20 protein-coding genes are annotated in these 23,606 nt (G+C 47.1%); 5 read left to right on the top strand and 15 right to left on the bottom strand.

Features of this window, described 5'->3' with window-relative positions; genetic code table 11:
- Window positions 1-352 precede the first annotated feature (352 nt).
- The 11 genes from NNL21_RS32155 to NNL21_RS32105 all read right to left on the bottom strand — a co-directional run bounded on the left by NNL21_RS32155 (window position 353) and on the right by NNL21_RS32105 (window position 11,617).
- Window positions 353-568, bottom strand: coding sequence for a hypothetical protein (locus NNL21_RS32155; protein WP_204822249.1), 216 nt, complete (start codon window positions 566-568; stop codon window positions 353-355).
- Window positions 569-1,163: 595 nt separating this feature from the next.
- Entirely contained in the window at window positions 1,164-2,054 is an 891-nt protein-coding gene (locus NNL21_RS32150; protein ID WP_204822248.1) for a dihydrodipicolinate synthase family protein, read from the bottom strand.
- 54 nt (window positions 2,055-2,108) lie between these two features.
- Complete coding sequence (locus NNL21_RS32145; protein WP_204822247.1) at window positions 2,109-2,927, bottom strand: carbohydrate ABC transporter permease; 819 nt, start codon at window positions 2,925-2,927, stop codon at window positions 2,109-2,111.
- A gap of 16 nt (window positions 2,928-2,943) precedes the next feature.
- A complete protein-coding gene (locus NNL21_RS32140; RefSeq protein WP_204822246.1) occupies window positions 2,944-3,825 on the bottom strand; it encodes a carbohydrate ABC transporter permease in 882 nt (293 codons plus the stop codon).
- A 44-nt stretch (window positions 3,826-3,869) separates the two neighbouring features.
- Complete coding sequence (locus NNL21_RS32135) at window positions 3,870-5,165, bottom strand: ABC transporter substrate-binding protein (protein ID WP_204822245.1); 1,296 nt, start codon at window positions 5,163-5,165, stop codon at window positions 3,870-3,872.
- A gap of 190 nt (window positions 5,166-5,355) precedes the next feature.
- Window positions 5,356-6,834, bottom strand: a complete 1,479-nt coding sequence (locus NNL21_RS32130; RefSeq protein ID WP_204822244.1) for a response regulator — start codon at window positions 6,832-6,834, stop codon at window positions 5,356-5,358.
- Window positions 6,835-6,845: 11 nt separating this feature from the next.
- On the bottom strand, window positions 6,846-8,594 hold the full coding sequence (locus NNL21_RS32125) for a cache domain-containing sensor histidine kinase (protein ID WP_204822243.1): 1,749 nt from the start codon (window positions 8,592-8,594) through the stop codon (window positions 6,846-6,848).
- A gap of 43 nt (window positions 8,595-8,637) precedes the next feature.
- Window positions 8,638-9,300: a bifunctional 4-hydroxy-2-oxoglutarate aldolase/2-dehydro-3-deoxy-phosphogluconate aldolase gene (locus NNL21_RS32120; RefSeq protein ID WP_204822242.1), complete on the bottom strand. Its 663-nt coding sequence runs from the start codon at window positions 9,298-9,300 to the stop codon at window positions 8,638-8,640.
- Window positions 9,300-10,289, bottom strand: a complete 990-nt coding sequence (locus tag NNL21_RS32115; RefSeq protein WP_204822241.1) for a 2-dehydro-3-deoxygalactonokinase — start codon at window positions 10,287-10,289, stop codon at window positions 9,300-9,302. The genes NNL21_RS32120 and NNL21_RS32115 overlap by 1 nt, the downstream gene beginning before the upstream one ends.
- 28 nt (window positions 10,290-10,317) lie before the next feature.
- Entirely contained in the window at window positions 10,318-11,130 is an 813-nt protein-coding gene (locus tag NNL21_RS36665) for an IclR family transcriptional regulator (protein WP_204822240.1), read from the bottom strand.
- Between the two features lie 199 nt (window positions 11,131-11,329).
- Window positions 11,330-11,617, bottom strand: a complete 288-nt coding sequence (locus NNL21_RS32105) for a hypothetical protein (RefSeq protein ID WP_204822239.1) — start codon at window positions 11,615-11,617, stop codon at window positions 11,330-11,332.
- A 582-nt stretch (window positions 11,618-12,199) separates the two neighbouring features.
- On the opposite strand from NNL21_RS32105, the gene NNL21_RS32100 reads away from it, so the two are divergent.
- Window positions 12,200-13,387 (top strand): multidrug effflux MFS transporter, encoded by a 1,188-nt coding sequence (locus NNL21_RS32100; protein ID WP_204822238.1) that lies wholly within the window; start codon window positions 12,200-12,202, stop codon window positions 13,385-13,387.
- A 328-nt stretch (window positions 13,388-13,715) separates the two neighbouring features.
- Here the strand turns inward: NNL21_RS32100 and NNL21_RS32095 are convergent, their stop codons facing one another.
- Complete coding sequence (locus NNL21_RS32095) at window positions 13,716-14,117, bottom strand: SUKH-4 family immunity protein (protein WP_204822237.1); 402 nt, start codon at window positions 14,115-14,117, stop codon at window positions 13,716-13,718.
- 19 nt (window positions 14,118-14,136) lie between these two features.
- On the opposite strand from NNL21_RS32095, the gene NNL21_RS32090 reads away from it, so the two are divergent.
- The 3 genes from NNL21_RS32090 to NNL21_RS32080 are packed head-to-tail and all read left to right on the top strand — an operon-like array spanning window position 14,137 to window position 16,376.
- Window positions 14,137-14,571: a helix-turn-helix transcriptional regulator gene (locus NNL21_RS32090; RefSeq protein WP_204822236.1), complete on the top strand. Its 435-nt coding sequence runs from the start codon at window positions 14,137-14,139 to the stop codon at window positions 14,569-14,571.
- Window positions 14,568-14,702, top strand: a complete 135-nt coding sequence (locus tag NNL21_RS32085) for a hypothetical protein (protein WP_256555626.1) — start codon at window positions 14,568-14,570, stop codon at window positions 14,700-14,702. The genes NNL21_RS32090 and NNL21_RS32085 overlap by 4 nt, the downstream gene beginning before the upstream one ends.
- 9 nt (window positions 14,703-14,711) lie before the next feature.
- On the top strand, window positions 14,712-16,376 hold the full coding sequence (locus tag NNL21_RS32080) for a cache domain-containing sensor histidine kinase (protein WP_507176571.1): 1,665 nt from the start codon (window positions 14,712-14,714) through the stop codon (window positions 16,374-16,376).
- A gap of 1,415 nt (window positions 16,377-17,791) precedes the next feature.
- Here the strand turns inward: NNL21_RS32080 and NNL21_RS36910 are convergent.
- Complete coding sequence (locus NNL21_RS36910) at window positions 17,792-17,908, bottom strand: S-layer homology domain-containing protein (RefSeq protein ID WP_373567622.1); 117 nt, start codon at window positions 17,906-17,908, stop codon at window positions 17,792-17,794.
- Between the two features lie 251 nt (window positions 17,909-18,159).
- On the opposite strand from NNL21_RS36910, the gene NNL21_RS32075 reads away from it, so the two are divergent.
- Complete coding sequence (locus NNL21_RS32075) at window positions 18,160-18,402, top strand: DMT family transporter (protein WP_256555624.1); 243 nt, start codon at window positions 18,160-18,162, stop codon at window positions 18,400-18,402.
- Window positions 18,403-18,564: 162 nt separating this feature from the next.
- Here the strand turns inward: NNL21_RS32075 and NNL21_RS32070 are convergent, their stop codons facing one another.
- Both NNL21_RS32070 and NNL21_RS32065 read right to left on the bottom strand, forming a co-directional pair.
- Window positions 18,565-22,599, bottom strand: coding sequence for a DUF5722 domain-containing protein (locus tag NNL21_RS32070; protein WP_204822232.1), 4,035 nt, complete (start codon window positions 22,597-22,599; stop codon window positions 18,565-18,567).
- Window positions 22,600-23,217: 618 nt separating this feature from the next.
- Window positions 23,218-23,451 carry a transcriptional regulator gene (locus NNL21_RS32065; RefSeq protein ID WP_076106729.1) on the bottom strand — a complete coding sequence of 78 codons (234 nt, stop codon included), beginning with the start codon at window positions 23,449-23,451 and terminating at the stop codon, window positions 23,218-23,220.
- Window positions 23,452-23,606: the final 155 nt, after the last annotated feature.

The following is a 23,606-nucleotide window of genomic DNA, read 5'->3' as shown; positions in this document are numbered from 1 at the left end:
GCGGGTAGTGTCAGCTACGCTGGTCTCATTATCGTATTGCTCAATTTCTCCGTCGTAGGCAATCCAGTTGATGTCCAATCATTCACCCCTGAAGCGGCATGTGCATGAAATACTTTAATTTTCTCATTCAACATTCCTCATAGTGTTTAATTAATATTACTTAACAGGAATATATGATAATGGAAATTTTTCATTAAAGAAATATTTAAATTTAGTGAAATCCGCCATTAAGTGCTTAACGTCCGATGTCAATCTACCACTTTATTTTCTCGGACTAGTACTTTACTTCCCAGACTAACACTTTATTTCCGCCGGACAGCAACCGTGCGCTTGGCCGGGTGCCTCTTGGTATCTATCGAGATTGCTTTACGCTTTCAGTTTGAGTTAAACGGACAACTCTTTGCTTATAAAAATCGCACCCCCATAATCCCAGTGACCAAATCGAGAATAGTGCCGCAAATGAAAGCCAACAGCCAGATTTTTCTGCTGCGGCCTTCATGTTTTTGATGAGTTGTAGATTTTTATTCCCGGTTATAGGATATTTCTCATTTGGATTCGGTCCTGTCATTTTCACATCATCCCTTTCATCATAATTTATCTGCCATCAATCGATTTTTTAACCACAAAAAAACCTCCTTTCCGGTTAACGGATAGGAGGGACACATACAAACAAAAAGACGTGCTATACAAATAAAGCAGTCGTACTTAATGTTAATGTATAAAAGCCCACACTACTCCTATCCCGAAAACCTGGAAAAATAGATTTTCATTTGTGGATAGGATTAGTAGATCATCGGCTTATGAACACCCTTTCATTACTGATTAAATTAAATTTATCATACTCCATACTTGGAAACAACTCCCTCTAACCGTTTGTCTCCCTCCAATTGTTAGAAATGGTTGGAGTTTTTTTCCGAAATTCAACTTCCGATTATACTGAAATGGCTGATACGACGTGTCCATACAAATCCCGTTAATGATGATTGGATTAGGCGCTTATTATGGATATAAGCACGTCACTTCAAAACCTAAAATGTCTACTGTAGTCAACTAGTGCAGCTAAATAATAGAGGAGTGGAACCGACACTAATTCCGTGTTGGTTCCACTCCTCTGTTCTACTTTCAACTTTGTTCAGTTATAAATCGTTGTTCACATAGGATCACTACTTCTTCCAGTTCAAAACAAGAGGATCCAGATCAAGCAAAGTATCCAATGCTTCTTGACGTAAAGTTTCATCTATCGGAGCATTCGGATTACGCACGTAGGCAGACTCGATTACGCCGCCCTCTTTCAAAATCTCTTTATGAACCGCCATTGCATAGCCCGGAATCGTTCCAATGCGAATGAAAGGCATATACTGATAGAACAATCTTCTCGCAGCATCCCGTTCTCCAGAACGGAATAATTGGAATATTTTCACACAAACATCAGGGAATTCACAAGCCGGCATAGTGCCAACAATTCCGCGGCATAGCTCTTCATAATAATAGTTGCCGTTCAATCCACCGAATACCGCCAAACGTCCCTCCGATTGCTCGATCACTTCAGTAATTTTGACTGTAGTAGGTGGGGCTTCCACTTTCGCATATACGATGTTCTCATATTCTTTAGCCAAATTCACCATCACAGGAACTGGAATACTAATTCCGCTCGCAATGGGTGCATCTTGCAGCATGATGGGAATATCCACAGCTTTGGCAATCGCTCCAAAGTATTCAACCATTCGTTTACCGTCTGGCTTTACCATGTATGGAGGCAGTACCATCAACGCATCCGCACCTGCTTTTTGCGCCCACTTGCTTAATTGAACCGCCCCTTCAAGCCCCGTATGACCACTGCCGAAAACGACAGGAACTTGCCCGTTTATTTCTTCCATAACGACAGAAGCAATCATTTCACGTTCTTTATCAAGCAATGTATACATTTCACTAGCATTACCGAACAACGCAATGCCATTAACTTTAGCTGCTAATTGAAAGCGAACCAGCTCACGCAAACTCGCTTCATCGACTTCCCCGCTTGAGGTAAAGGGAGTAGCCAGTATCGGATACACGCCTTCCAAAACCTGATGTGTGTGTGACAAAATGATCTTCTCCTTTTTGATAAATTAGCCTTTTACTGCCGAACTAGATATACCCTCGATAATGAACCGCTGCCCGAGTAGGAATATGATCAACATCGGGATGATCCCCGCTGTAGCTGCAGCCATCATGCCGTTATAATCAATGCTGTGCTCCAATATAAAATTCTTCAATCCGAGCGGAACCGTATACAGCTTCGGATCAATGAGGAAGACGAGTGCATTCTCGTAATCGTTCCAATGCCATGAAAAATCAATGATTGCGAGCGTGGCCAAGGCAGGTTTGGCTAGCGGCAGCATCAGTTGGAAGAAAATACGGAAATGTCCTGCACCGTCGATGAAAGCTGACTCTGATATTTCCATCGGTATTTTCATGAAAAATTGTCTTAACATGAATACACCGAAGATCGTGAATAAACCAGGAAGAATGATTGCCCAATGCGTATTATAAATTCCTAACCATTCGAACATGATAAATTTCGGTACGAATAATACTTGCGGCGGAACCATCATCATGGATAAATAAATGAAGAACATCAATTCCCTTCCTTTAAACTGCGTTCTTGCAAAGCCGTATGCCGCGAATGCAGATAAGAAGGTTGCCCCCGCCATTGCGATAAGGGCGATTTTTAATGAGTTGGCATAGTAAAGCACGAAGCTCTCTTCACCTGTCCATACTTTAATGTGATGATCCCACACAATTTTATCTGGAATCCAACGAATCGGATACTGAAAAACATCGAGGGGCGATTTCAATGATGTACTGAACATCCATATGAAAGGCAAGATCATCAATCCGGCGCAAAGCAGCATTAATGCGGTAAGCCCTGCTTTTTTCCATATCATGCTAGATGACCTCCCTTTAATAATGAACCCATTTTTTCTGACCGATCCACTGAACTGCTGTGATCAAGACAATGATAATAAATAGTGCCCATGAAATTGTCGAAGCATAACCCATCTCGTAGTAACTGAATGCTGTTTTATAGACAAAGAGTGAAAGGATCGTTGTACTATTCCCGGGACCGCCTTGCGTGATCGCTTGAATGATTCCAAATGTTTTAATGGTCATGATGAGTCCGCTAATGAGCAACATAAACGTAGTTGGACTAACCATTGGCAGCATTACGTGACGGATCGTTTTATAGGTGCCTGCTCCGTCCATTTTGGCTGCTTCTTGCAGTTCCGCAGGAACTTCTTGTAAAGCCGCCAAATAAATAATCATAAAGTAACCAAGCATAAACCAAATCCAAATAATATCAATTGCAAACATCGATGTCGTAGTTGTAGCTAACCAGCCTGGCGGGTTTTCAATTCCAATGCTTCTAAGGAAACCGTTGATTGGCCCCTGACTTGGCTGGAACAATAGCATCCATACGAATGCCGTTGCTACGCCGCTCGTAATATACGGCATGAAATATAACACTCGGAGCAAGCCTTTAAAATAAACACTTTTATTCAACACAACTGCGACAATAAAGGCCAACATTAATGAAATTGGTACAGAAGCCAAGAAAATGAGCGTATTTTTCAAAGAGATATAGAACACCGGATCTTTGAACAAACGGGTAATGTTCTTAACTCCGATGAAGTTCATCGATTGACTGCCGAACTGCCAATTCGTAAAGACAAGCACTAACGAGAATAATGCAGGTAATATGAAGAAGACAAGCACACCAATCATATTAGGGGCGACGAATACATATCCGGTCAGCCTTTGCCGTTTTATCCAATTGTTCTTCATTTCACCAGCCCCCTCCTTGATGGATTAGAACATGAATACTTGCTTTATTGTTTAAGATAATCATTATGACGTTTCACCATATTGTTAATAGTCTGTTCTAGTTGTTGGCTGCCAATAAAGAACTTCTCATACTCTTCTCTGCGTAAATCAAGCACCTGCTGTGGCGTCTTTCTCGTGAATGTATTCTCTTGCTCGAACAATACATTCTGTAAGGAATCCACATCGTACAAATCTTCAACGCCTTCAATCATCAATTTCACTGCTGCTTCACGATCAACGTCCTTGGAGGAAGGAACTCTTCCACCCGCTGCCATTAACATAACCCCTTCATCTGCATACCACCTGGAAAAAGCCCATGCTTCATCCACATGTTTGGATTTTGGATTAATCGTTAGTCCATCACCCAGTCCATTTCTTTGCTTATGCTCTGCTGGATCTTCTGTGATTCGAGGAACAGGTGCAAAAGCAATTTTGAACTCACGTGGATTTTCAGTTAAGTTGTTCGAGGAGCGGAAAATATAAGGACCTGCGTTCAACATCGCAGCTTCGCCTTTTAAGAACATCGTTTCAACCGGCATTTTGGAGGTCAACTGCTCTCCAAGTGGTGCTGTTGCACCAGTGCCCATCATTTCATTCAACGTTGTTAACCAAGTCGCAATTCCTGGATGGTCCAGATTGGATGTACCGTCTGCTTTTGTTTCTCCGAATTGACTCAAGATAGAATCCATCGGATCGGCATATGATTCCAAAAATTGCACTAATCCGTATCGCTTATCCGTTTTCAACTTATTCGCGTATTCTTGCATTTCTGACCAAGTCCATGCGGTAGGTACTGCCAAATTATGCTCTTTGAGCAAATTGTCATTCAACCAAATCATATAGACATTTTTAGTTGTTGGGATCGCATAATAATCTTCGCCAATTTTCCAGTCCAACGCAGACGGCCCCATTTTGTCCTCGATGTCATAGTCTTTAAAATCTTTCAAATTCAAAGCGGTACCCGCATCCACTCTTTTTTGTAAACGAGGAACATTGTAGCTGAAATAAACGTCCACTGCCTGATTCGTGATCAATGCGGTGTCCAATTTCAAGTTCCCTTCGTCATCGTTAACGAAACGATTATATTCAACCTGTACATCCGGATTTGCTTTATTCCACGTATCAACGACATTTTGCGGTCCCGCATCTGCAGGTACACCACCCCAAAAGACCAGCTTCACTGACTTCTTCTGGTCTTCGCCTTCATTAGACTTGTCCGTTTCTTTGGAAGAACAACCCAGTGCTAATGTTGCCACCATCGCGAATGCAAGTACCGTTGTTAAGATCTTTTTGCTTTTCATTGGATATGACCCCCCTTGTTGTGTTGAATTCCTCCTGATTGTAACAGCTTTCATTCATGTCTTGTCACGTACAAACTCCTTCATTCATCATGCAGATTCGTGTTCTTAGCAGTTTGCAGCTTTCACACCTTGATCGAATAGAACAAAACCCTAGACAATCGTACGATTCCCCGCTTTTTCTACCCATATATTAGGTCATCGCACTTTTCCGATATTGACTCGGCGTCTGCTTCGTCCACCGAACGAAAACCTTGATGAAGTAATTATCATTCGGATACCCGACCATTGCTCCAATTTCATTCACACTTAAATCCGTTGTATGCAAGTAATTTTCTGCTCTCCGGATTCGAACGCGTTGAAGAAAATGAATTAAGGTATCACCCGTTTTCTTCTTGAATAAACCGCTCAAATATTTCTCATCCATCGCAACCAGCTTCGCCATACTTTTTACTGTTATCTCTTGATGGTAGTTCATTCGAATATAATCGACGACCTTATTGATTTCAGGATGATCCGTAAGAATTGGGAAGTTGCGCTCCCACTGTTGCAGCTTCGTCTGTACCATCCCTATCAACATGGAGCAAAGCTGCTCATGACTTCCGCATAAGGCAATCTCACTTTGCAGCTCTAACGGTTGGTTCATAATACGACTGAACGTTTGACTTAATCGCCTTGCCGTTTCTTTCACACGATACATCGATTTTTGCTGTATTCTCATGTGGTCAAACAATTGAATCAGTCGTTCACAGCAGCGATCGGCTTTCATTTGTTCGAATACAAGAATGATGATGCGTTCCATTTTCCACAAATCCTGTTCTCCCGCAAAGGTAGAAGGATCTTCTAACAGAGCATTGTCCCTTTTTTCCTCATACCAGTATCGATCTGAGCGAGATAATGCTTGACCCCAAGCCTCATAAAGCTGCTCCAAACGAACGACAGAGCTATATTCGATTCGGTATCGCATAAGCTGTGTTTTACGTAGGTTTTCTAATACATGCTCCGCATCTTTCTCAGCAGTAAACCAACAAAAAAAAGCCGTCTGGCCCCATTTCGAAAAGGTATGAATCGTTTGAGGCTGGACATGTGACCAGAGCTCCATACGCAGCAGCTTATTTTTATCGAACGTTTCTGAACCATGGGTGGAAACCAACACGATCAAATGCAACCCCTCAAAACCCGTCAAGGGAAAACGCTCGCGAATATCTGACTTCTGAACAATCACCTGCTCACCAATCTGTCCCCATATGTGTTCATAGAATGGCTGCAGTGAAGTTACCTGTTGACTAGAATCCTTCAGCATCTCCAACTTTACTTTCTGCAAAGCCTCGGTCAGCGACTCAATGTTCATCGATAATTTCAAAATGTAATTGGAAGCACCGTACTCCATCGCTTCTCTCACATATTCAAAATCACTCATGCAAGACAAAACGATAAAACGGCTTTCATAGCCTTCTTTTCGTGCCTCTTTCAATAAGTCGACTCCATTCATAATCGGCATAATAATATCTGTAATAACAAGGTCCGGATTGAATTGACGAATACAAGTCATCGCCTCTTCACCATGATCGGCTTCTGCAACGACTTGAAACCCTAACGACTCCCAAGGGATGATCCGTTTCACAGATTCACGAACTAAAATTTCATCTTCCACCAGTAGAACGGTTAACATTCGATATCCTCCTATTCATAGGGTTCTGAAATAAGCAGCGGCATGCGAAAATATACGAGTGTCCCCTCATTCGTCGATGTCATCTCTAAACTCGCTTGGTCTTTGAATAACAAGTGCAAGCGCTCTCGTAAATTGTTCAAACCAATGCCGCTATGTTTGGATGTTTTACTGCTATGTTTCTTGGAGGCTTCAGGTCCAATCCCATTATCAAGCACAGCAACGTCCAAAAACTTATCATCTGCCGTAATGCGAATTTGAATGATCCCTGTACTTTTCCCTGCGAATCCATGGATAATGGCATTATCCACTAGCGGCTGCAAGCTAAGCTTAGGCACCAGGGCAAAAGATACCATTTCATCATATTCCCAGTTTATCTCATACTGCTTGTTATAACGGAAGCACTGAATCTGGATAAAGGCATTCACAAGTTCAATTTCATCCTTCAAATGAATCAGTTCGCTTTCCGAATTCAGCCCAGCCTCCAGCAATCGACCCAGCGCCAAACAGATGTCTACGATGCGTTGATTGTGATCATTCATCGCGATCCATTTGATTGTATTTAATGTGTTTAGCAAAAAATGAGGATTCGTCTGAGAATGCAGCATGCGAAAATGAACGGCTTCTTTCATCCGCTCTTCTTGGTTCAGTTGCTTCACCAGCTTTTGAATATCACTTACCATCTGGTTGAAGGACGTAGCCAACTGCAGCACTTCACCACGATATTGTTCTTCTGGCAAATGAATTTTCAACTGCGATTGCGCTACTTGCGACATGCTTTCCTGGAATCGTTTCAACGGACGTGTGACCGCAGAAGCAATTAAGAAGGTCATGCCAATAAAAGCCGCCGTAAACAGAAAGAACGTAATAAAAAAGGAGCGTTTCAAGTGCTTCACTTCAGCAAATACAATATCGGTTGGCACCTGCTTCACCAGATACCATCCCATGGAGGGCATAAAGCTGTAGTTAATTATGGAACCATCTGATTCATAGTGTCCCTGCGCTGTTCCGAATGCATCCAACTGTTCGAAAGAAATAGCTTGTACAGGGTTGGTTGTCGATGATTGTATAATGCCATCTGGTTGTACAATCGCATAAATATGTTCTGATGGATAAGCATGTGTAAGGTTCTGATACCACTGATAATAATCAATGCTGATCCGTGCGACAGCATAAGGCTTATAGCTTCCATCAAGCAAAGCTACGTGAATAGAGAGAACATCCGAACTGCGAGAAACTTCAGCGTGAACATAATTCGGTTCAATGGCTAACGTATAAGGCAGTATGCCTTTCAATGCTTCTTGAAATCTCGGCGATTGTTGTAATTGAGTTTGAGATGAAAAAGGTTCTGCTGGCATGTAGGAGGAATACACATGACCTTTCAAATCTACGATTGTATAAAACACTTGTGGGGTTGTGAGAAATAAACTATTATTAATGGCTCGAAAACGTTCCTCGATGAGTGAAACGCGTTCAATCTCATTGAATTGATCGGGTTTTTGCAGCACGCGCCGCACTAATGAATCTTGATTTAACAAAACAGACGTACGATAAGCATCGTTAATCATCTCATCAAAGGATTGGTTAATCTTTTGCATTTGCTCCATGCTCTGCTCACTAAAAGTACGCTGCAACACAGATTCCACATTGCTGAAGTGATGCAGCATTAATAGTGAGAAAGGCAGGAGGATTAGCACAATAAAAGCTACGAACAAGCGAAGCTTTAACGTAGTAGGCAATATATGATCGATCAATCGACCCATTCTACTTTCCTCCTGACATTCCGATCTTAAGTTAGAATGATGACTATGTGTGAGTGTCGATTATTGTTTCCATTATTCCCATACTCGCTCTAAGCATAGTCGCATAGTCTCGTATCAAATCAAAGCGTCCTGAATGGATCCATTCTTTGTTAACCATGCTGCCGCCAATTCCTACACCGATGGCTCCCGCCTTCATGTATGCAGCAACGTTATCTTCATTGATCCCACCAACAGCAAGCATAGGAATATCGTTCAGTGGTCCCTTCAATTCTTTTATATAGTTAGGGCCAAGACTGGAGCAAGGGAAGATTTTGACTACCGGCGAACCGAAGCGCACAGCTTGAACCACTTCAGTTGCCGTCATCGCTCCTGGCAAAGGAAGAACACCATTCGCAACAGCATAACGAATCATGCCTTCATCCACGTTCGGCGAAACAAGAAATTGTGCACCAGCAGCAATCGCATCTTTGGCACTAGCTTCATTCAGCACTGTACCCGCTCCGACCATCATTCGTCCGTCATATGCTTTGCGCATCATGCTGATCGATTCCAATGCGTGCTCTGAATTCAAAGTGATTTCTGCCATGCGGATACCGCCGTCATACAAAGCTTGGAACAAATCGCTCATGTAAGCTGGTGCAATGCCTCGAATAATAACAACGACTTTATGCTGTTCTAATGGAAGTAATAAAGATGATGTCACCATTAGTTTAGTCCCTCCTTGTAAGCTTGATATAATTGAACAGCGCCTTTGGCGCTCAATTGATCTGACAAAGCTTCCGAAATGACAGTCACCCTCATATGCGGGTACTGCTCATTCAGAAGGATACGGAATAGTGAAGGAAAAAGCTCTTTACCATACAAAACAATGTGCTTCGTCTCTGCCGTCATCATTTGCTCAAGCATCGCCATATCCAAAGCGATTAGAGCACCCAGAAACAAGCTTGTAGCAGCTTGCTTATCTTCACCATCCATGACATGCATAATCCGAGAACGGAACAAAGCATGTCCGAAGCCAGATGCTCTGGCGATCGCAAGTCCTTGCTTTACAATCGCTAGATCAGGCAATACGTCAGATGGTGACACAAGGCTATTCTTCAATATCGTCTGCTGCTGAATCGCCATCATCAATTCACCCGTAACCGAGGTTGCACAGCCTACGATTCGACCATTTTCAAGCAAAATGCCTTTATGGTGAGAACCATAGTGCATGAATAGCATCGGCTCCTGAGCCGCTTCGCCAATTTCATGCAAATAACCGATAATCTCCGCCTCTTCTCCGCGCATCATATCTTTCTCCATGAGATTCGCATCTGCTTGAAATCCTGTTTTTATCCCGGGAACAAACAAAATCGGACGATCTGTAACGGATGGATAGGTCCGACTAATCATTCCTGCTTTCATTTCGTCGATTCCCGCAGGTGCAGGGAGATGAGGAATTTCTAACAATCCCATATTGGATGTAATCATGCCAGAGGCAATAATCGATTCGATCTCATCCATCGTAAGCTGCTGCGCTGTGAGAAGTTCCTCAATCGCTTCTCGTAAGGCAGCCTCCAATACTTGTGTACTTCCGGTGACAGCAACATCTTTCGCACCAACAGGACGGCTAACGGTAGCCAAGACATTAGTGCCATCGGTTAAACGGATACGGCTATTCGTTGTACCAGAATCAATGACTAATAACAATTTCATAATGGCATTACTCCTCTCGTGTTGTCACTTAGGGGTTGAGTAGACGATTCGAATGAGAAGAGCTTGTAATATAGCCCATCTTCATCGAAATATGATCAGACACCTCGATTAAAATTCGACTCAGCTCCTGCTCTCTTTGCTCCAGGCGGATCTCAGATAATGAACCTGAAATACTGATGCCCGCAATCACATCTCCCATACGATTCCGAACAGGCGCTGCAAGACACGCTCTGCCTAATGCCAATTCTTCATCTTCCATCGCATATCCGCGTTCGCGAATCCACTGAAGCTGTTCCATAAGCTGTTCCTTGCTCGTTAAGGTCTTGCTTGTATAAGCGAATAACTGATCCGAAGATAACGCCTTCTCAAGTTGGTCACTACCCATGTGCGCTAACAGTACTTTGCCAATTCCTGTACAATGCAATGGATTGCTTCTGCCGATCAACGTGTACATTCGCGGTGAATGATGACTATCGACGTGAGCTAAATAGAAAATTTGGTTTTCTTTTAACATAGCGAGATTCGCACCCAATCCGAGCTGCTGCTCTAATGCGTGCAATTCCGGTAGTGCCTGCTTACGAATGTCGTAATTATTCAAAGCTATTCCACCCAAGGTGACAATTTTCGTCCCTAATCGATAGAATCCAGAGAGTTCATCCTTCTCAACGTATCCCATCGCTTCCATCGTCGCTAACAGTCGCGAAACATTACTAATGGTTAAATCCAACTGTTTAGCAACATCACTCACTCTCACCTCTGGTTGCTCATCTGAAAAACAAGATAAAATAGTTAATGCTCGTACTACACTTTGTGTCGGCGCTTGGATTCCACTATCCTTCACTTAATCACCACCATTTTACAATATCTATTATCATATTATAGGAATAATTATTGCATTACGCAATTAGTTATTAAAAACAAAAAAACGCCACCTAATAAGATGACGGTTTTCTTCGAAATTATAACCAATTCAAACCTTACACTTTGAGCTTCTCGTGCTGAATACGGTCTGTTTCAACTTTCATATGTACAACATCAGCTCATGCAACTTTTGGATTCTCTTTCATCGATAACATCAGCCATTCATGGAAAAAGTTCAAACAGAACGTTGTAGTTATGCGTCTTGAATCATTGTTATCACGCCAGTAGATATCCTCCCAGATTTCAGGTGCAGCTGCGCGAAGCACATCGCCTGCGCCAGACATTCCGTGCTGTTCATTCTCTATTTCTTGTTTAACTAAACTGCCGTTAGCGCAATGACGGCTGCCCTGTGGCAGCCGTTTTGGTGTTGAACTATCGTAAACCCTTAGTTTAGTCATGTTTTTCATTGAATCAATATCAATCGTCGTCTGTTCTTCTTAATTTAAAAAATACATTCACTGCAATAAATACAACTGCAAAAAATAACTCAGAGAAACTGTCTATGTGGCTCAACGCACTATACAAAGGCTTCACCTCAAAAAATATGCCTTCACACAAATGAAGGCAAAAAATACTACTTATCCGCCTACGGCGAGGACAATTATAACAACAGCCAAAATCATAATCATTAAACAGACAAGAAGCATGGCGCTCCGATCGGCTTTATAGCCGATACGCTAGGTCATACAGCCGAAGACGACAAGGGAAACTATTTGCGCACCGCACTCAAAAAAGAGCATGATGTTAGCGAGTTTGTCGATATTCATTTGCCGAAGTGAGGATTGCGCTGTTTTCTCTGTTGTTATCGCTTCGAATAATTGCTATACTTCTAGGTTATGTAGTCCCCCCTATAAATAAAAGCCAAGGTGAACGAACATGTTATCATTTTCCAGATTAAGCAAGTGCAAGCCCCCGATCCCGTAATTTCGCCAATTTCTCTTTAGGCTTAGCCTGATATTGAGATTTTGGAATTATAGGGGGCGAACAATATGGCACAAAAAATCTCAACACCATCATTGCTGTTGTTTATTATTCTTGTAGGATTCCCGCAAATTAGCGAAACGATCTATACGCCGTCATTACCAGATATCGCAGAGCAGCTGCATGCCAGCGGCAATAGCATTCAGTTGACGCTAAGCATCTATTTTTTCGGATTTGCAGTAGGTGTGTTTTGTTGGGGCAGATTGTCGGATGCAATTGGCCGCAGGCCTTCACTGTTATGGGGCATCGTTGTCTATGGCATCGGGAGTATTGGATGTTACCTCTCCCCTTCTGTCGAATGGCTGCTCGTTAGCCGTTTTATTCAAGCCTTCGGTGCTAGCACCGGCTCAGTCGTCACACAGACGATATTGCGAGAAAGCATTGCTACTGATAAACGCCATGGCATGTTTGCACAAATTTCTGCGGCGCTAGCCTTTACGCCTGCAATCGGGCCGCTAATTGGCGGCTGGATGGATCAATGGCTTGGCTTCCGCGCCGTATTTATGACATTGGTCGTGATGAGTATTGCGATCTTCGCCTACACATGGCGCTCGCTACCTGAGACTAGTGCGGCATCTGCGATAACGAAGATCAGCACACTGGCAGTTGCCAAACGGATGCTTACAGACGGCTGCGTTTGGGCATTCGGCATTCTAATCGGTGTGACGAATGGCATTTTGTTCAGCTATTACGCAGAAGCACCGTTTATATTTATTGATTTTTTTCAGATGAGTCCTGGCTGGTTTGGTTTTTTCGGTATTTTTGTGGCATTGTCCTCGATCATCGGGGCGATGGCATCGAAGAGAATGCTTCAGAGCTATGCCGCGGAAAAAATCATTATGATCGGCTGTCTGATTGCAGCAGTTGGCGCTCTATTCTTGGTTGGTCTGGCGCTAAATGGCCTGCAGCCGACTTTGGTTCATATGGCACTAATGGTGATTGGCATTTTCATATTATTGCTCGGAGTAGGTATGGCAATTCCGAACTGTCTCAGTCTCGCGCTTGTCCGCTATGGAGATGTGCTCGGAACTGCCGGAGCAGTATTCGGATTGGGCTACTACCTGCTCGTTAGCTTAATTACGAGCGGTATGAGCTTTTTGCATAACGAATCGTTGCTGACGATGCCTGTCTATTTTCTGGTATTGACCACTATGATGGTTGTCGTAAGCAAGAGCCTTCAAATTAGAAGTAATTGAGCAGGAGCTGACTCAGCGCTTATCGATGAATCGATCGCGGGAGTCAGCTCCTTTTATAATTGTATAAGAAATAGTCAATTTCATAATACCGCTGGCAACTGTAATCAAGGCCACTCCTACTCGGACGGAAGGTCCCGTCTGCGAAGTCCTATAACAAGCCGTCTTCCAGTTGCTCAAGCACGCAGCTCCACCAATGGTTTTCGTCTGCCAGGCTGGCCACGTCCTTCTCTTCAAACAAAGCCCGCATCCGGGTCAACTCCGCCTTGCGGTCGAAGGCCAGCCGTTTCGGACGCTGCGGGACGATCTCACCGCGGCGGAAGGCGGCCAGTCATTCACGCATTTCCTCCGCCGTCCATATCGTCACTTGATCACCTTCGGAGTGACTTGCTGTAAACGATCGGACGCAGGATAAGAACAACAGAAAAAGACGAATATCCGAGTTAACGAATCCTGATTGCCCGGAGGCCGGGTGGAAGGAACATAGATGTCCCGAACCTTGAGCCAGCCCCAGAATGGCGCTTTCCGGCTCCCATTCGTATCCGATGGGCAGCAGCTTGCGTTCGCCAGCGTGCAGAAGTCCCATATCCGCGAACGATTGGAAGCGAACGCCTAAGACGGCATCCGCAGGCTCGATAAGAGGAATCCCTTCCTTAAGCAAGCATGCCTCTACCTTCTCAGGCAAATTGACGGATCTGACGAGATCCGGATCATAGACGACAACACGTTTCAAATGGCTGGAAGAGAGCGAGTTGCGGTTGTGGCAAGCAATTGCTTCGGCCGAGACGGTCGGTGAGCTGAGCGTAGAGGCCGTTCGTCATCTGAGTTTGACGTACGCCGAAATCTCGGACAAGCGCGAGAAAAAGACGCACAACGTCGTGGCGCATATCAGGCGATATATCGAGAGGCATTACGCGGAAGATTTGACGAACGCCCGGATCGCTTCCTCCGTCTACTTGACTACGACCTACGTCTGCCTCTTGTTTAAGCAAGAGACGGGTTTGACGTTGAACGAATACGTCGTCGAGACGCGGATAGCCGTGGCGAAACGGCTGCTGGCCGATCCCGCGAACAAGCCTTACGACGTCTGTTACGCGGTCGGGTACAAGGATCCAGGGTATTTCGGAAAGCTGTTCAAGAGGCAAACGGGCTATACGCCGGGCGAGTTCCGGGAGCGCGGCTTATGAACGGTTGGAGATGGCTGAAGGGGTACTTGCGGGCGTTCTCCGGCGCGAGCGTCACGAAAAAAGCGATCGCGATCTACGTCGGTGTTGTCTTATTGCCGGGCTGTCTGCTGTTTTATCTCTATTACTGGTAGACATCCGGCATCATCGAACGGGAGATGAGCGATTCGATGCTACAGACGCTGAACCAGGCAGAGTATAATATCTCGAACGGACTGGACAACGTCGCGAGCGTCTCGGACAGTTTGCTCGCCAACCAGGATATCGTCGACTATTTGAGCGGCACAAATGAACCCGCGTTCGAGCAGTACTGGCATTTTCAAGCGCTTGAGAAGCTGGTGACCAGCGCGGAGCGGAACCGGGGCATCCACCGGTTCCGCCTGTTCGTCGACCCGAAGCTGACGTACTCGCGAGAAGGGGTTCGTTTCTTTTCGCTGGAAGACTTGGATCGCGGGGCCTCCTGGTATCGCGACATGACTTCGCGGAATGGGGTGAACATCTGGCGGGGAACGTACCGCCAGTCTTATCTGGGAGAACCCGACGCCGACGTCGTATCCGCCGTGCGCATGCTTCACGATCCGCTACACTACAAGACGATTATCGGGGTGCTGTCTGTGGATAGCAAGGCGGACGACATCAGGGCGATTTTGAACCGGGTTTCCCTCTCTCCTTCTCAAGAAGTGTTCGTCGTGGACAGCGATCGCCGGCTCGTCTCCCACCCGGACGAGGAACGGTTTGGCAAACCCGCCGATCTGACCGTCGGCCAGATGGAGCTGCTGGCGGAATCGCCGGAAGGCATCTTCCAGGACGATCAGGGGACGTACTCCTTCCTGTTCCGCCGGATTCCGGGTACAGATTGGACGATTGTCGCCAAGCTACCGACGTCAGAGCTATCCGGTAAGAGCGTCGTCCTGACGAAAATCTCCGCTGTGCTGCTGCTCGGGATCGGCTCCATCGTCTTTATCTTTTTCCTCGTGCTCGCGTTCGCGGCGGCGGCCGAAAGTCTCAGCAAACGAATTCGGGAAATGATCCGCAGCCTAAAAGCCGAAGGCTCTGCACATTTCGACGGCAGCCTGCCGAAGCCGAAAGGGGACCTACGGCAGCTCGAGAGCGCGATCTCCCGCATGGTTCGGACCGTGCACGACCTGACGGCGGAATCGTACTTGTCCAAGCTGCACGAACGGGACGCTCAACTGAAGGCGCTCCAAGCCCAGATCGATCCGCATTTCCTGTATAATACACTGGACAGCATGAACTGGATGGCCATCCGTCGCGGAGCCGGAGAAATCAGCGATCTGATAGAGGCGCTCTCCACCTACTTCCGGCTAAGCTTGAACAAAGGCCGCGACGTCGTCACCCTCGCCGAGGAGCTTCAATTGATCCGGTCGTACATGCACATTCATAACACGCGGGACGACGGAGGCATTGAGATGGTCTACGATATCGAGGAATCGCTTCTCGCCTGCCGCCTGCCGAAGCTGACTCTCCAGCCGATCGTCGAAAATGCGGTCCTGCACGGCATTCACCGAAAACGGCCGAAACGTGGCACGATCGCAATATCCACCAGAGTTGAGGGAGCGTGGCTGCTGATCGGCATCGAGGACGACGGCGTAGGCATGCCTCCGGAACGTCTCGAACGATTGCTCGTACCTCCTCCTCCGGGTGAATTTGCCGAGAGCTATGGTCTATTCAACGTGAACGAACGCCTTCGCTTGTTTTCTCGTGACAACGGCGCGGGAGTCACGCTGACCTCGGAGCCGGGAAGGGGCACGAAAGCGCTGTTAAAAATAAAGATTTCCCCCCACTAGATTTTCGATCAAAGCCGATCTCGCCGTCGACGCCAAGGCCCGAAAGTCCAACGACAGGACGCTCGGGCCCTTTTATTCCGCGTCCCAATTTGAGATGTTAATGTATTCCTTGCCTACATATGGTCGATATCTATTTAAATAATTGAAATCCGATTACTCCTTCGAATCAATTACAGATTTGCATTTCTCGTTTAAGGCTAGCTGGTTTTCCATTCAGTTGGAAACAGATTTTTTTCACTTTCTGATATTTTGCGAATATCGATTGGGTACTGTCTCGGCTTTTAAGTTATTGTTCCCAGATTTGTTCAGCATCCTTACCGTGAACCATGACGCAGATCTCGAACGTATCCTAATTTTTGTCATCTGCAAGCCGCCGCTTAAGTGTATCCAAGCCGGTGCCGAAGTACGTACCACCTCATAGTCAAGTACAAAAGTATTAAAGACTTTTATCCGCAACATATCCTGATTGTTAACAGTGCATGTGTGGCCTTCATCGCTAACGAATTACTGACTTCAACATCGGGAAATCAACCGGCCTACGGTTTAATATTTAATGCCGGCATGCAGAGCAGCGGCATCGCGCGTAGCACGAACTTCCGAAGCTTCGAGTCGCGCAGTAGTTCGAGAGGCAACAACCACCTGTAGCCGAAAAAACCTGGTTACAAAGCAGAAGTTGAGCCACTCCTCCGCCTACCACTTAGCCGTTAACCCATTCCTTTCGCTCTAGAGTAATGGGCAGATAAATTCTGCCCCTCCTCATCAAACCGTACGTGAGATTTTCCCTTATGCGGTCTTTCCGATGTTCATCATTCATGTACATGAAGATTACAAGAGCGTTTTGGTCTATATTGTGTAGCCAAGAACCTAACCTCGCAAAATGCATTCATCCATGTGTGAGAGTTGCCGCTTCTTCGCCAAATATACCTATCCAACTTCACCATTTTCTGCTGGCTGTAGGCCGTATAGAAATAGTTCCACCAACCCTGAGTTGACTTGCTTACAAAGACGAGGTCATCCACGTAGCGCGTGAGTTCCCTGATTCCGCTCCCATATCGTTACCCCACAGAATGTCGAATTAGCTCAGATAGATATTCGCCAGAACCGGTGAAACAACACCATCCTCTAGCGAGGTCTTTTTGTACGATGCGGCTTGATTCTCATCAAGTTACGTCATGGTATGTTACTGTTCTGTCTCTGGCAGGTACATTCGTTGATACGCGTTTACGCACAGATTTCGTCATACGCAAGTACCCTAGCTACACAGGGGCTTGGCCCCTGCCGTGACCAGACTTTCACCGGTTAGAAGATGTATGCCTTGTCACCCGACATAATAATAGGATCGGTCGCAGTGACCGATCCTATTATTATTATTTATAGATGCTTTTAATCTTGCTACTAAACTTTTAAGTGTCTGCTTAATTATTTACTATGTCGGTGTAAACCCTGTGCAAGATAGTAACGGCTTCCGCCCGAGTGACCTTAGCGTTTGGACGGAACTTCCCATCGGACCCAACCATAACACCTGACGTGATAGCTCCTTACAGGATCTCAGCTTTCATGACGTCATTGTCGTTACTGTAGTCTATGCCTAACTCATCTGTATAGGTAAGGATCATGGGCTTGTACAAACCGGATTCTTCAAAACCTTTTGTAGGCCTGACTGTAATATCGGTGTATTCGGTTATGGTATTTAGAAATTCCTCTGGCATCTTAGTCTGATTGCCGTTTTCATTGTCGGATGACAAGAACATACAGTGCTCGAATCCAAGCAGATTAAGCGGGAATGGCAGGCCAACTGGAAGACGATTCTGATCGGACCGTTCTTCGCCCCGGGTTCCTATCTGCTGTTCCTGTTCGCCATGAAGCTCGCGCCGCTGGCCTCGCTTGTGCCCCCATCCGCGAGATCGGAACCGTGTTCGGAACGCTGCTCGGCGTCTTCCTTCTGAAGGAACGGCAAGGGCTGCGCCGCATCGCCATGTCCACCATCATTACCTTCGGCATTATTTCCGTCGCTTTCAGCGGCTGATACCGGATCATTCCTGCCCGTTTGCATCACAACAAAGCTGCCGTGCGGCAGCTTTCCCCTCATTTTTCATCCCAAAGTCGATCGGAAACACCCCCGCCCATGGCATGAATCCTGCCGATGATGGATGGAGGTGTTTTCGATTTGGTATCGGTTGCTATCGGTTTACGGCTTTACATAACCGATATAGTCGAGCTGGAACCGTCCGCCCCAGATGAGCGTGCTTTGAGGCGCCCGGAACGCAATTTCGATTTTGGTTACATTGTTTTTGAATGCCCAACCGGAAATGTCGGCCGTGATACGATTCCATCGGTCGGCTTGCATTGAAAATACTTGCTCGAACACTTCCGTACCGCTGTACAAGCGAAGGCGGGTTTCATAAGCGGAGCCTACGCCGCCGTAGCCGTTGATGTCGTAAATAAACGATTGCGCGTCCGACATATTCAGCGCCGTCGCCGGCGTGACGGTTGCTGCGTGCCATTTGTTCGCTTCTACCGGCGCATTGCCTACTTCCAAGACATAGGAACCAAGCGAAGGCGTTGTCGGGCCATTCGCGAACGATTCGACGCTGCTCACGCCCGCGGAATTTTCGCCGGCTGTCCAGCCGTTCGTCGAGTTCTCGAAGTTGTACAGCAACTTCACATTGGCAGGGACTTGATCTTCGCCGGTATATTTTTGCACGGCTAACCGAACGGTATGCCCCGAATCCCGGTATTCGAAACGGACCCCGGTAACCCCTTGAATAGCACCTGGAGTATAGCTCGTCACCGTAAACGCAAACCGTTTCGACTGTCCGAAATTCAAGCCTTCGACGGGCAATGCGCTCGTGGAAAAGGCAATGTCGCCAATCGGGGTCAACCCGATCTCGCCATGCATCGCAGCCGAATCCCGATTCGTTACGTCGACTGTGATCTTGCTGCCTACCGCCAATGTCGCCGTATCCATCGAAGCCGAGATATCGATATTTTTCAATCCGCCCATGGCATTGTTTTTGCTGCTGAAAATAACGTCATCGATCAGCATGGAACCGTTCCAGTCGCGATTGGTCGGCGATTGGGCCCACACTTTGATTTTATCGATCGCATTCTTGCGCGGCCATACGCTCAAATCGAGGGATAAGTTCGCCCAGCCCTTGGCAGGATCGACCAAAGCGATGCCTTCGGCTACCTCCAACCCGCTGTAGGCTTTGATCTTAATGTAATACGGATCGCCGGCATTCGTGTTATTCAGCTTTACAGCGACGTTCAAATAAGGCGATGCCGTAGCATCGATTGGAGCGGCTAACGGCTTGAAAGCGCCGCGCCACTGCTTGGCTTCCGCCGCGAATTTCACTTCGAGCGCCCCGCTGCCGCTATAGGCGTCTTCGGTCGAAACGGCATCGAGCGCATACGTATTGTCTGCAATCTGCCAACCGTCGGTGCCCGTTTCGAAATCGTCTCGCGTGACCAAGTCTTGATTTTTAATTTCCTTCTTATTGATTTCGATCGGCTGCGGTACCGGCGCCGTGCGCTGCGCCAGCACGTTCGGGTCGAAGCCCGGGACGATCTCGCTCCAGTCGGCAATGCCGATGATCGGCTTGGCAAATTCGGTTGCTTGCAGCGACTTATCGGTATCGATGTCACGGAACACGTTGTAAATCGCCTTCTTCTCGCCCGGCCAATTCGCGCCCGCCCGGCCGTCATCCCATGTCCACAAACCGAGGCGCAAGCCAAACTCGCCCTTATGGTCGACATGACGGTGCAAAATAAACGAGTCGATTCCGTCCAGGAACAATGTTTTGTAGTAAGCGTAGGCATAGGCCGCCGCTTGTAAATTCATTGCCTCTTCCGAGTAGTCGCTTGAATGAAAGCCTTGCTCCGACAAAATAATACGGCGGCGATCCCCACCGTAAGCAAGCTCCGGTCTTCCCATGTACTGGCTGAGAATGTGCAGGTTTTTGAACGTCACCTTCGGCGAATCGACGCTGTCGATCGCCGACTGATCGTTCCACGTCGCCGGATTGAACAAGTTTTCCGGGTACGGATGGTAAGCCACGTGCCAAGGGAAGTCGCCGTACTTCTTGGACAGCGCATTCATCTTGTCGATGACGTCGCGGCTCTTGTAGTATCGGGTAGCCGGCGATCCGATCGGCTGGGTCCAGCTTTGCGTCAAGGAAATATATACGCGCGGATTGTCGTATTTCTTGCGCGCTGCCTGATACACGATACGTACTGTACGTTCATACTGCTCCATGAACTGGTCGACCGTCTTTTCGCCCATGTTCGCCCAGTCCCACTGCGCATCGACTTCGTTGCCGACGATGTAACCGACGGCGCGGCCGTATTTCTCGTCCACGCGCGTATAGCGGTCGACCAAAAATTCAGTCGCGGCTTTGAAATATTTGACGCCCATCGCATTCGTCGTGTTGAAGGCGTATACGATCCCGCTTCCGCGCGCCGCATCCGGATGGATCAAATAATCGTTCGGCGAATCGGGATCTACCACGTCGTACATAAGAAGGATCAAATTGACGATGATGTCGTTGTCCGACAGCGGTTTGATTTGCCGATCAAGCCCTTCGACGGCGCCTTTGCGGAAAAAGAACGTTTCCCCGTCCACGACATACTCGATCGTATCCGCCGGATTGCTGCCCGTTTTGTACATCAAGCTGTTGTAAGAGACGTTGATCGCCGCGTGGCTGAGTCCGAGCTCTTCGGCATCGTCAACCATCTGCACCTGCAGCCCCTTCTTGGAGCGGGCCGTCGGAAACGGGAACCGATTCTCCGCTGCAAACGCGATTTCCTTGACGTACTGCGGTGCATCGACATATTGCGGATCGCCGCCGTTGTCATCGGCCAGCGCGACGACGAACTTGGAGTAATAGCGATCCCGCGCGCCGTCGAAGCGCGGGATTTGGAACCGGAACTGCCTGTCGGCAAGCGGTCCGGCTGCGGTGGCGACAGGTGTCATCTGCGCGGTGTCCGCTTCATATTGATAAGGGGCCACTTCATACAGGGCCCAGCTTTTCCCCGTCACATCGACCGTTTCCGGTACGAAGCCTTCGACTTGAATGTCCGTATCCGCAGCTTTGACATTGCTGACGACGCCGATATGCTCGACGGGCGTATACTCCTCTTGGCCTGTGCTGATGCCGTCGATCTGTATCGTGCCCGCCGCCGTCGGGTTCTCCGCCGGATCGATTCGCAGGTGAGTAATCGAACCTGTCCAATTCGGTTGTCCGATCATATAAACTTTGTACTCGGTAAAGCCGGCATCGTTCGGGCGCAGCGCGAAAGTACGCGATTTCGATTCGCTTAAGCCCGTCTCGGTATCCGTCGTCCAATATATTTTACCGACCGTATTCGCCGTCCCGTTACGCAATTTTATCGTGATTACATTATTCGTATCCGCGTTCAATTGCATCGGCGCCGACGTCATATTCGGGTCGTTGCCGATAATATCGAAAGTCAGCTTGCTGTCGGCAACGACCGGACCCACGATGCCGCTGTTGAACGTCCAGCCTTCGGCATCGCCCGCGTACGAGAACTGCCAGCCAAGATCGTTTGCCAGATGCAGGTAATCGATCTGGAATTGCGGATCCGGCCAATACGGGTGCGGATCGTCCGGATAATTGGCGCGGTCGTAAGCGTGCTGCCAGCTGACCTCGATTTTGTCAACCGCATTGCGGCCTGCCCAGTCGCCGATAAACAGGCCGATTTTGTTCCATTGATTTTCATCCGTCGCGACAATGCCTTCGATGGCGTCGCTGCCGCTGTAAAGCTTGATCCGGACGAGGTACGGATCGTTATTCGGCAAATAGCCGTAATGATTGAAGGCCATCATGACATAACGCGATGCGCTCCAATCGACCGGAGTCGAGAATTCACGGAATACGGTACGCCATACATTATTTTGCAAATTGAGCACGCTTTTCGCATTCAACATTTTCGACCCTTGGAAGGCCGAGCCCGTGTTCGGCGCGCTGCTTGCCGCGGAGATGGCGGACACGTTGTCGCCCGCATGCCATCCGGCAACCGATTGCTCCGTTTCAAAATCGTCGATGACCGTCGCCGCACGGAACGTCTCTACCGTTCGGGTATTCGCGGTCGGGGCGGGATCCGGATCGGCGAAAGCATGCCGACCCGGATCGATGCCGGTCACGAACCCGGCAGCGAGGAGGGTAGAAAGAATAATCGCCATCGTTTGTTTCAAACGTTTCATGAGAGAACCTCCACAGGTATTGTTGGGATGGGTTAACAACCCTAAGCAACTTTCAGGCGCCACTAAAATGGATGCGCTTACATTTCGACGGATGCAGCCCTGTTTCCCGTCGCGTCTTCCTAATTATCCGCCCCCTTCTCGCATATTTTCGTAAAGCGGTTACATTTCATAATATACTTAAATCTTGTCACTTTTGTAAAGTATAATCTTTCTTCGGAATTCACCATATATCGAACGTTTTGGATATATATACTTAATAAAGTATACGTTATAGTTTGGGATCAGCATGGTTTTACGGCGCACGCCGCACCCTTGGACAGGCGTAACGAAGGAATGAGAGGGCACAGACCCGTTGAGACATGGGAGTGAAGACCTCCAGGGCCGGCGTGGAGAATGCGTGCAGTATATGGAAGGATATGGGGTTTGCAACCTCCCCCTCTATTTCCTCATGCCTTCATGTTGTCCTGGTCTTCAACTAGGTTTCACTAGCTATCTTTCCACATTTCTGGCAAGGGTGAAATCCTGCGAATAAGCGAGCATTCGTGAGAAAACTAAATCGTACTGAGGGAGCTTAATGGATCACAGTTGTAGTCTTAATGCAACCTACCACTTATTCCATTAATCTCCCTTTACTTCATTATCGTTCGGAATTAATTCATACAAGGCACGAACATCACAACCGATGGAATCGGCGATCGATATGGCAATTTTGAGTGGCATCACTCTTTTGTTTTCAATAAAGTCGTAAACTCGTTCCGGTTTAAAAAGCAAGTCTTTTGCCAGCCATTCCGCTGACTTTCCGGATTCCATCAATCGTTCATTTAGTAAGCAACGTCCTAGTTCAAATTTCAAGAAGCGATGACCTCCCGCATAAGATAATATTTAACCTTAAGCGTTGTCCATTGCCAGCATGAATATACTTCTCATAAAGGGCCCCATAACGATGAAGTTCCCCATGCGTCTGCCCAATTTGTTGGGCGAGTTTCATTGCCGGGCTATCGTACCCG

Origin of the sequence: Paenibacillus mendelii, from assembly GCF_024498075.1 — a bacterium.
GTDB lineage: Bacteria > Bacillota > Bacilli > Paenibacillales > Paenibacillaceae > Paenibacillus_Z > Paenibacillus_Z mendelii.
Note: the sequence above shows the minus strand (reverse complement) of the source record. Positions and strands in the feature narration are given on the sequence as shown.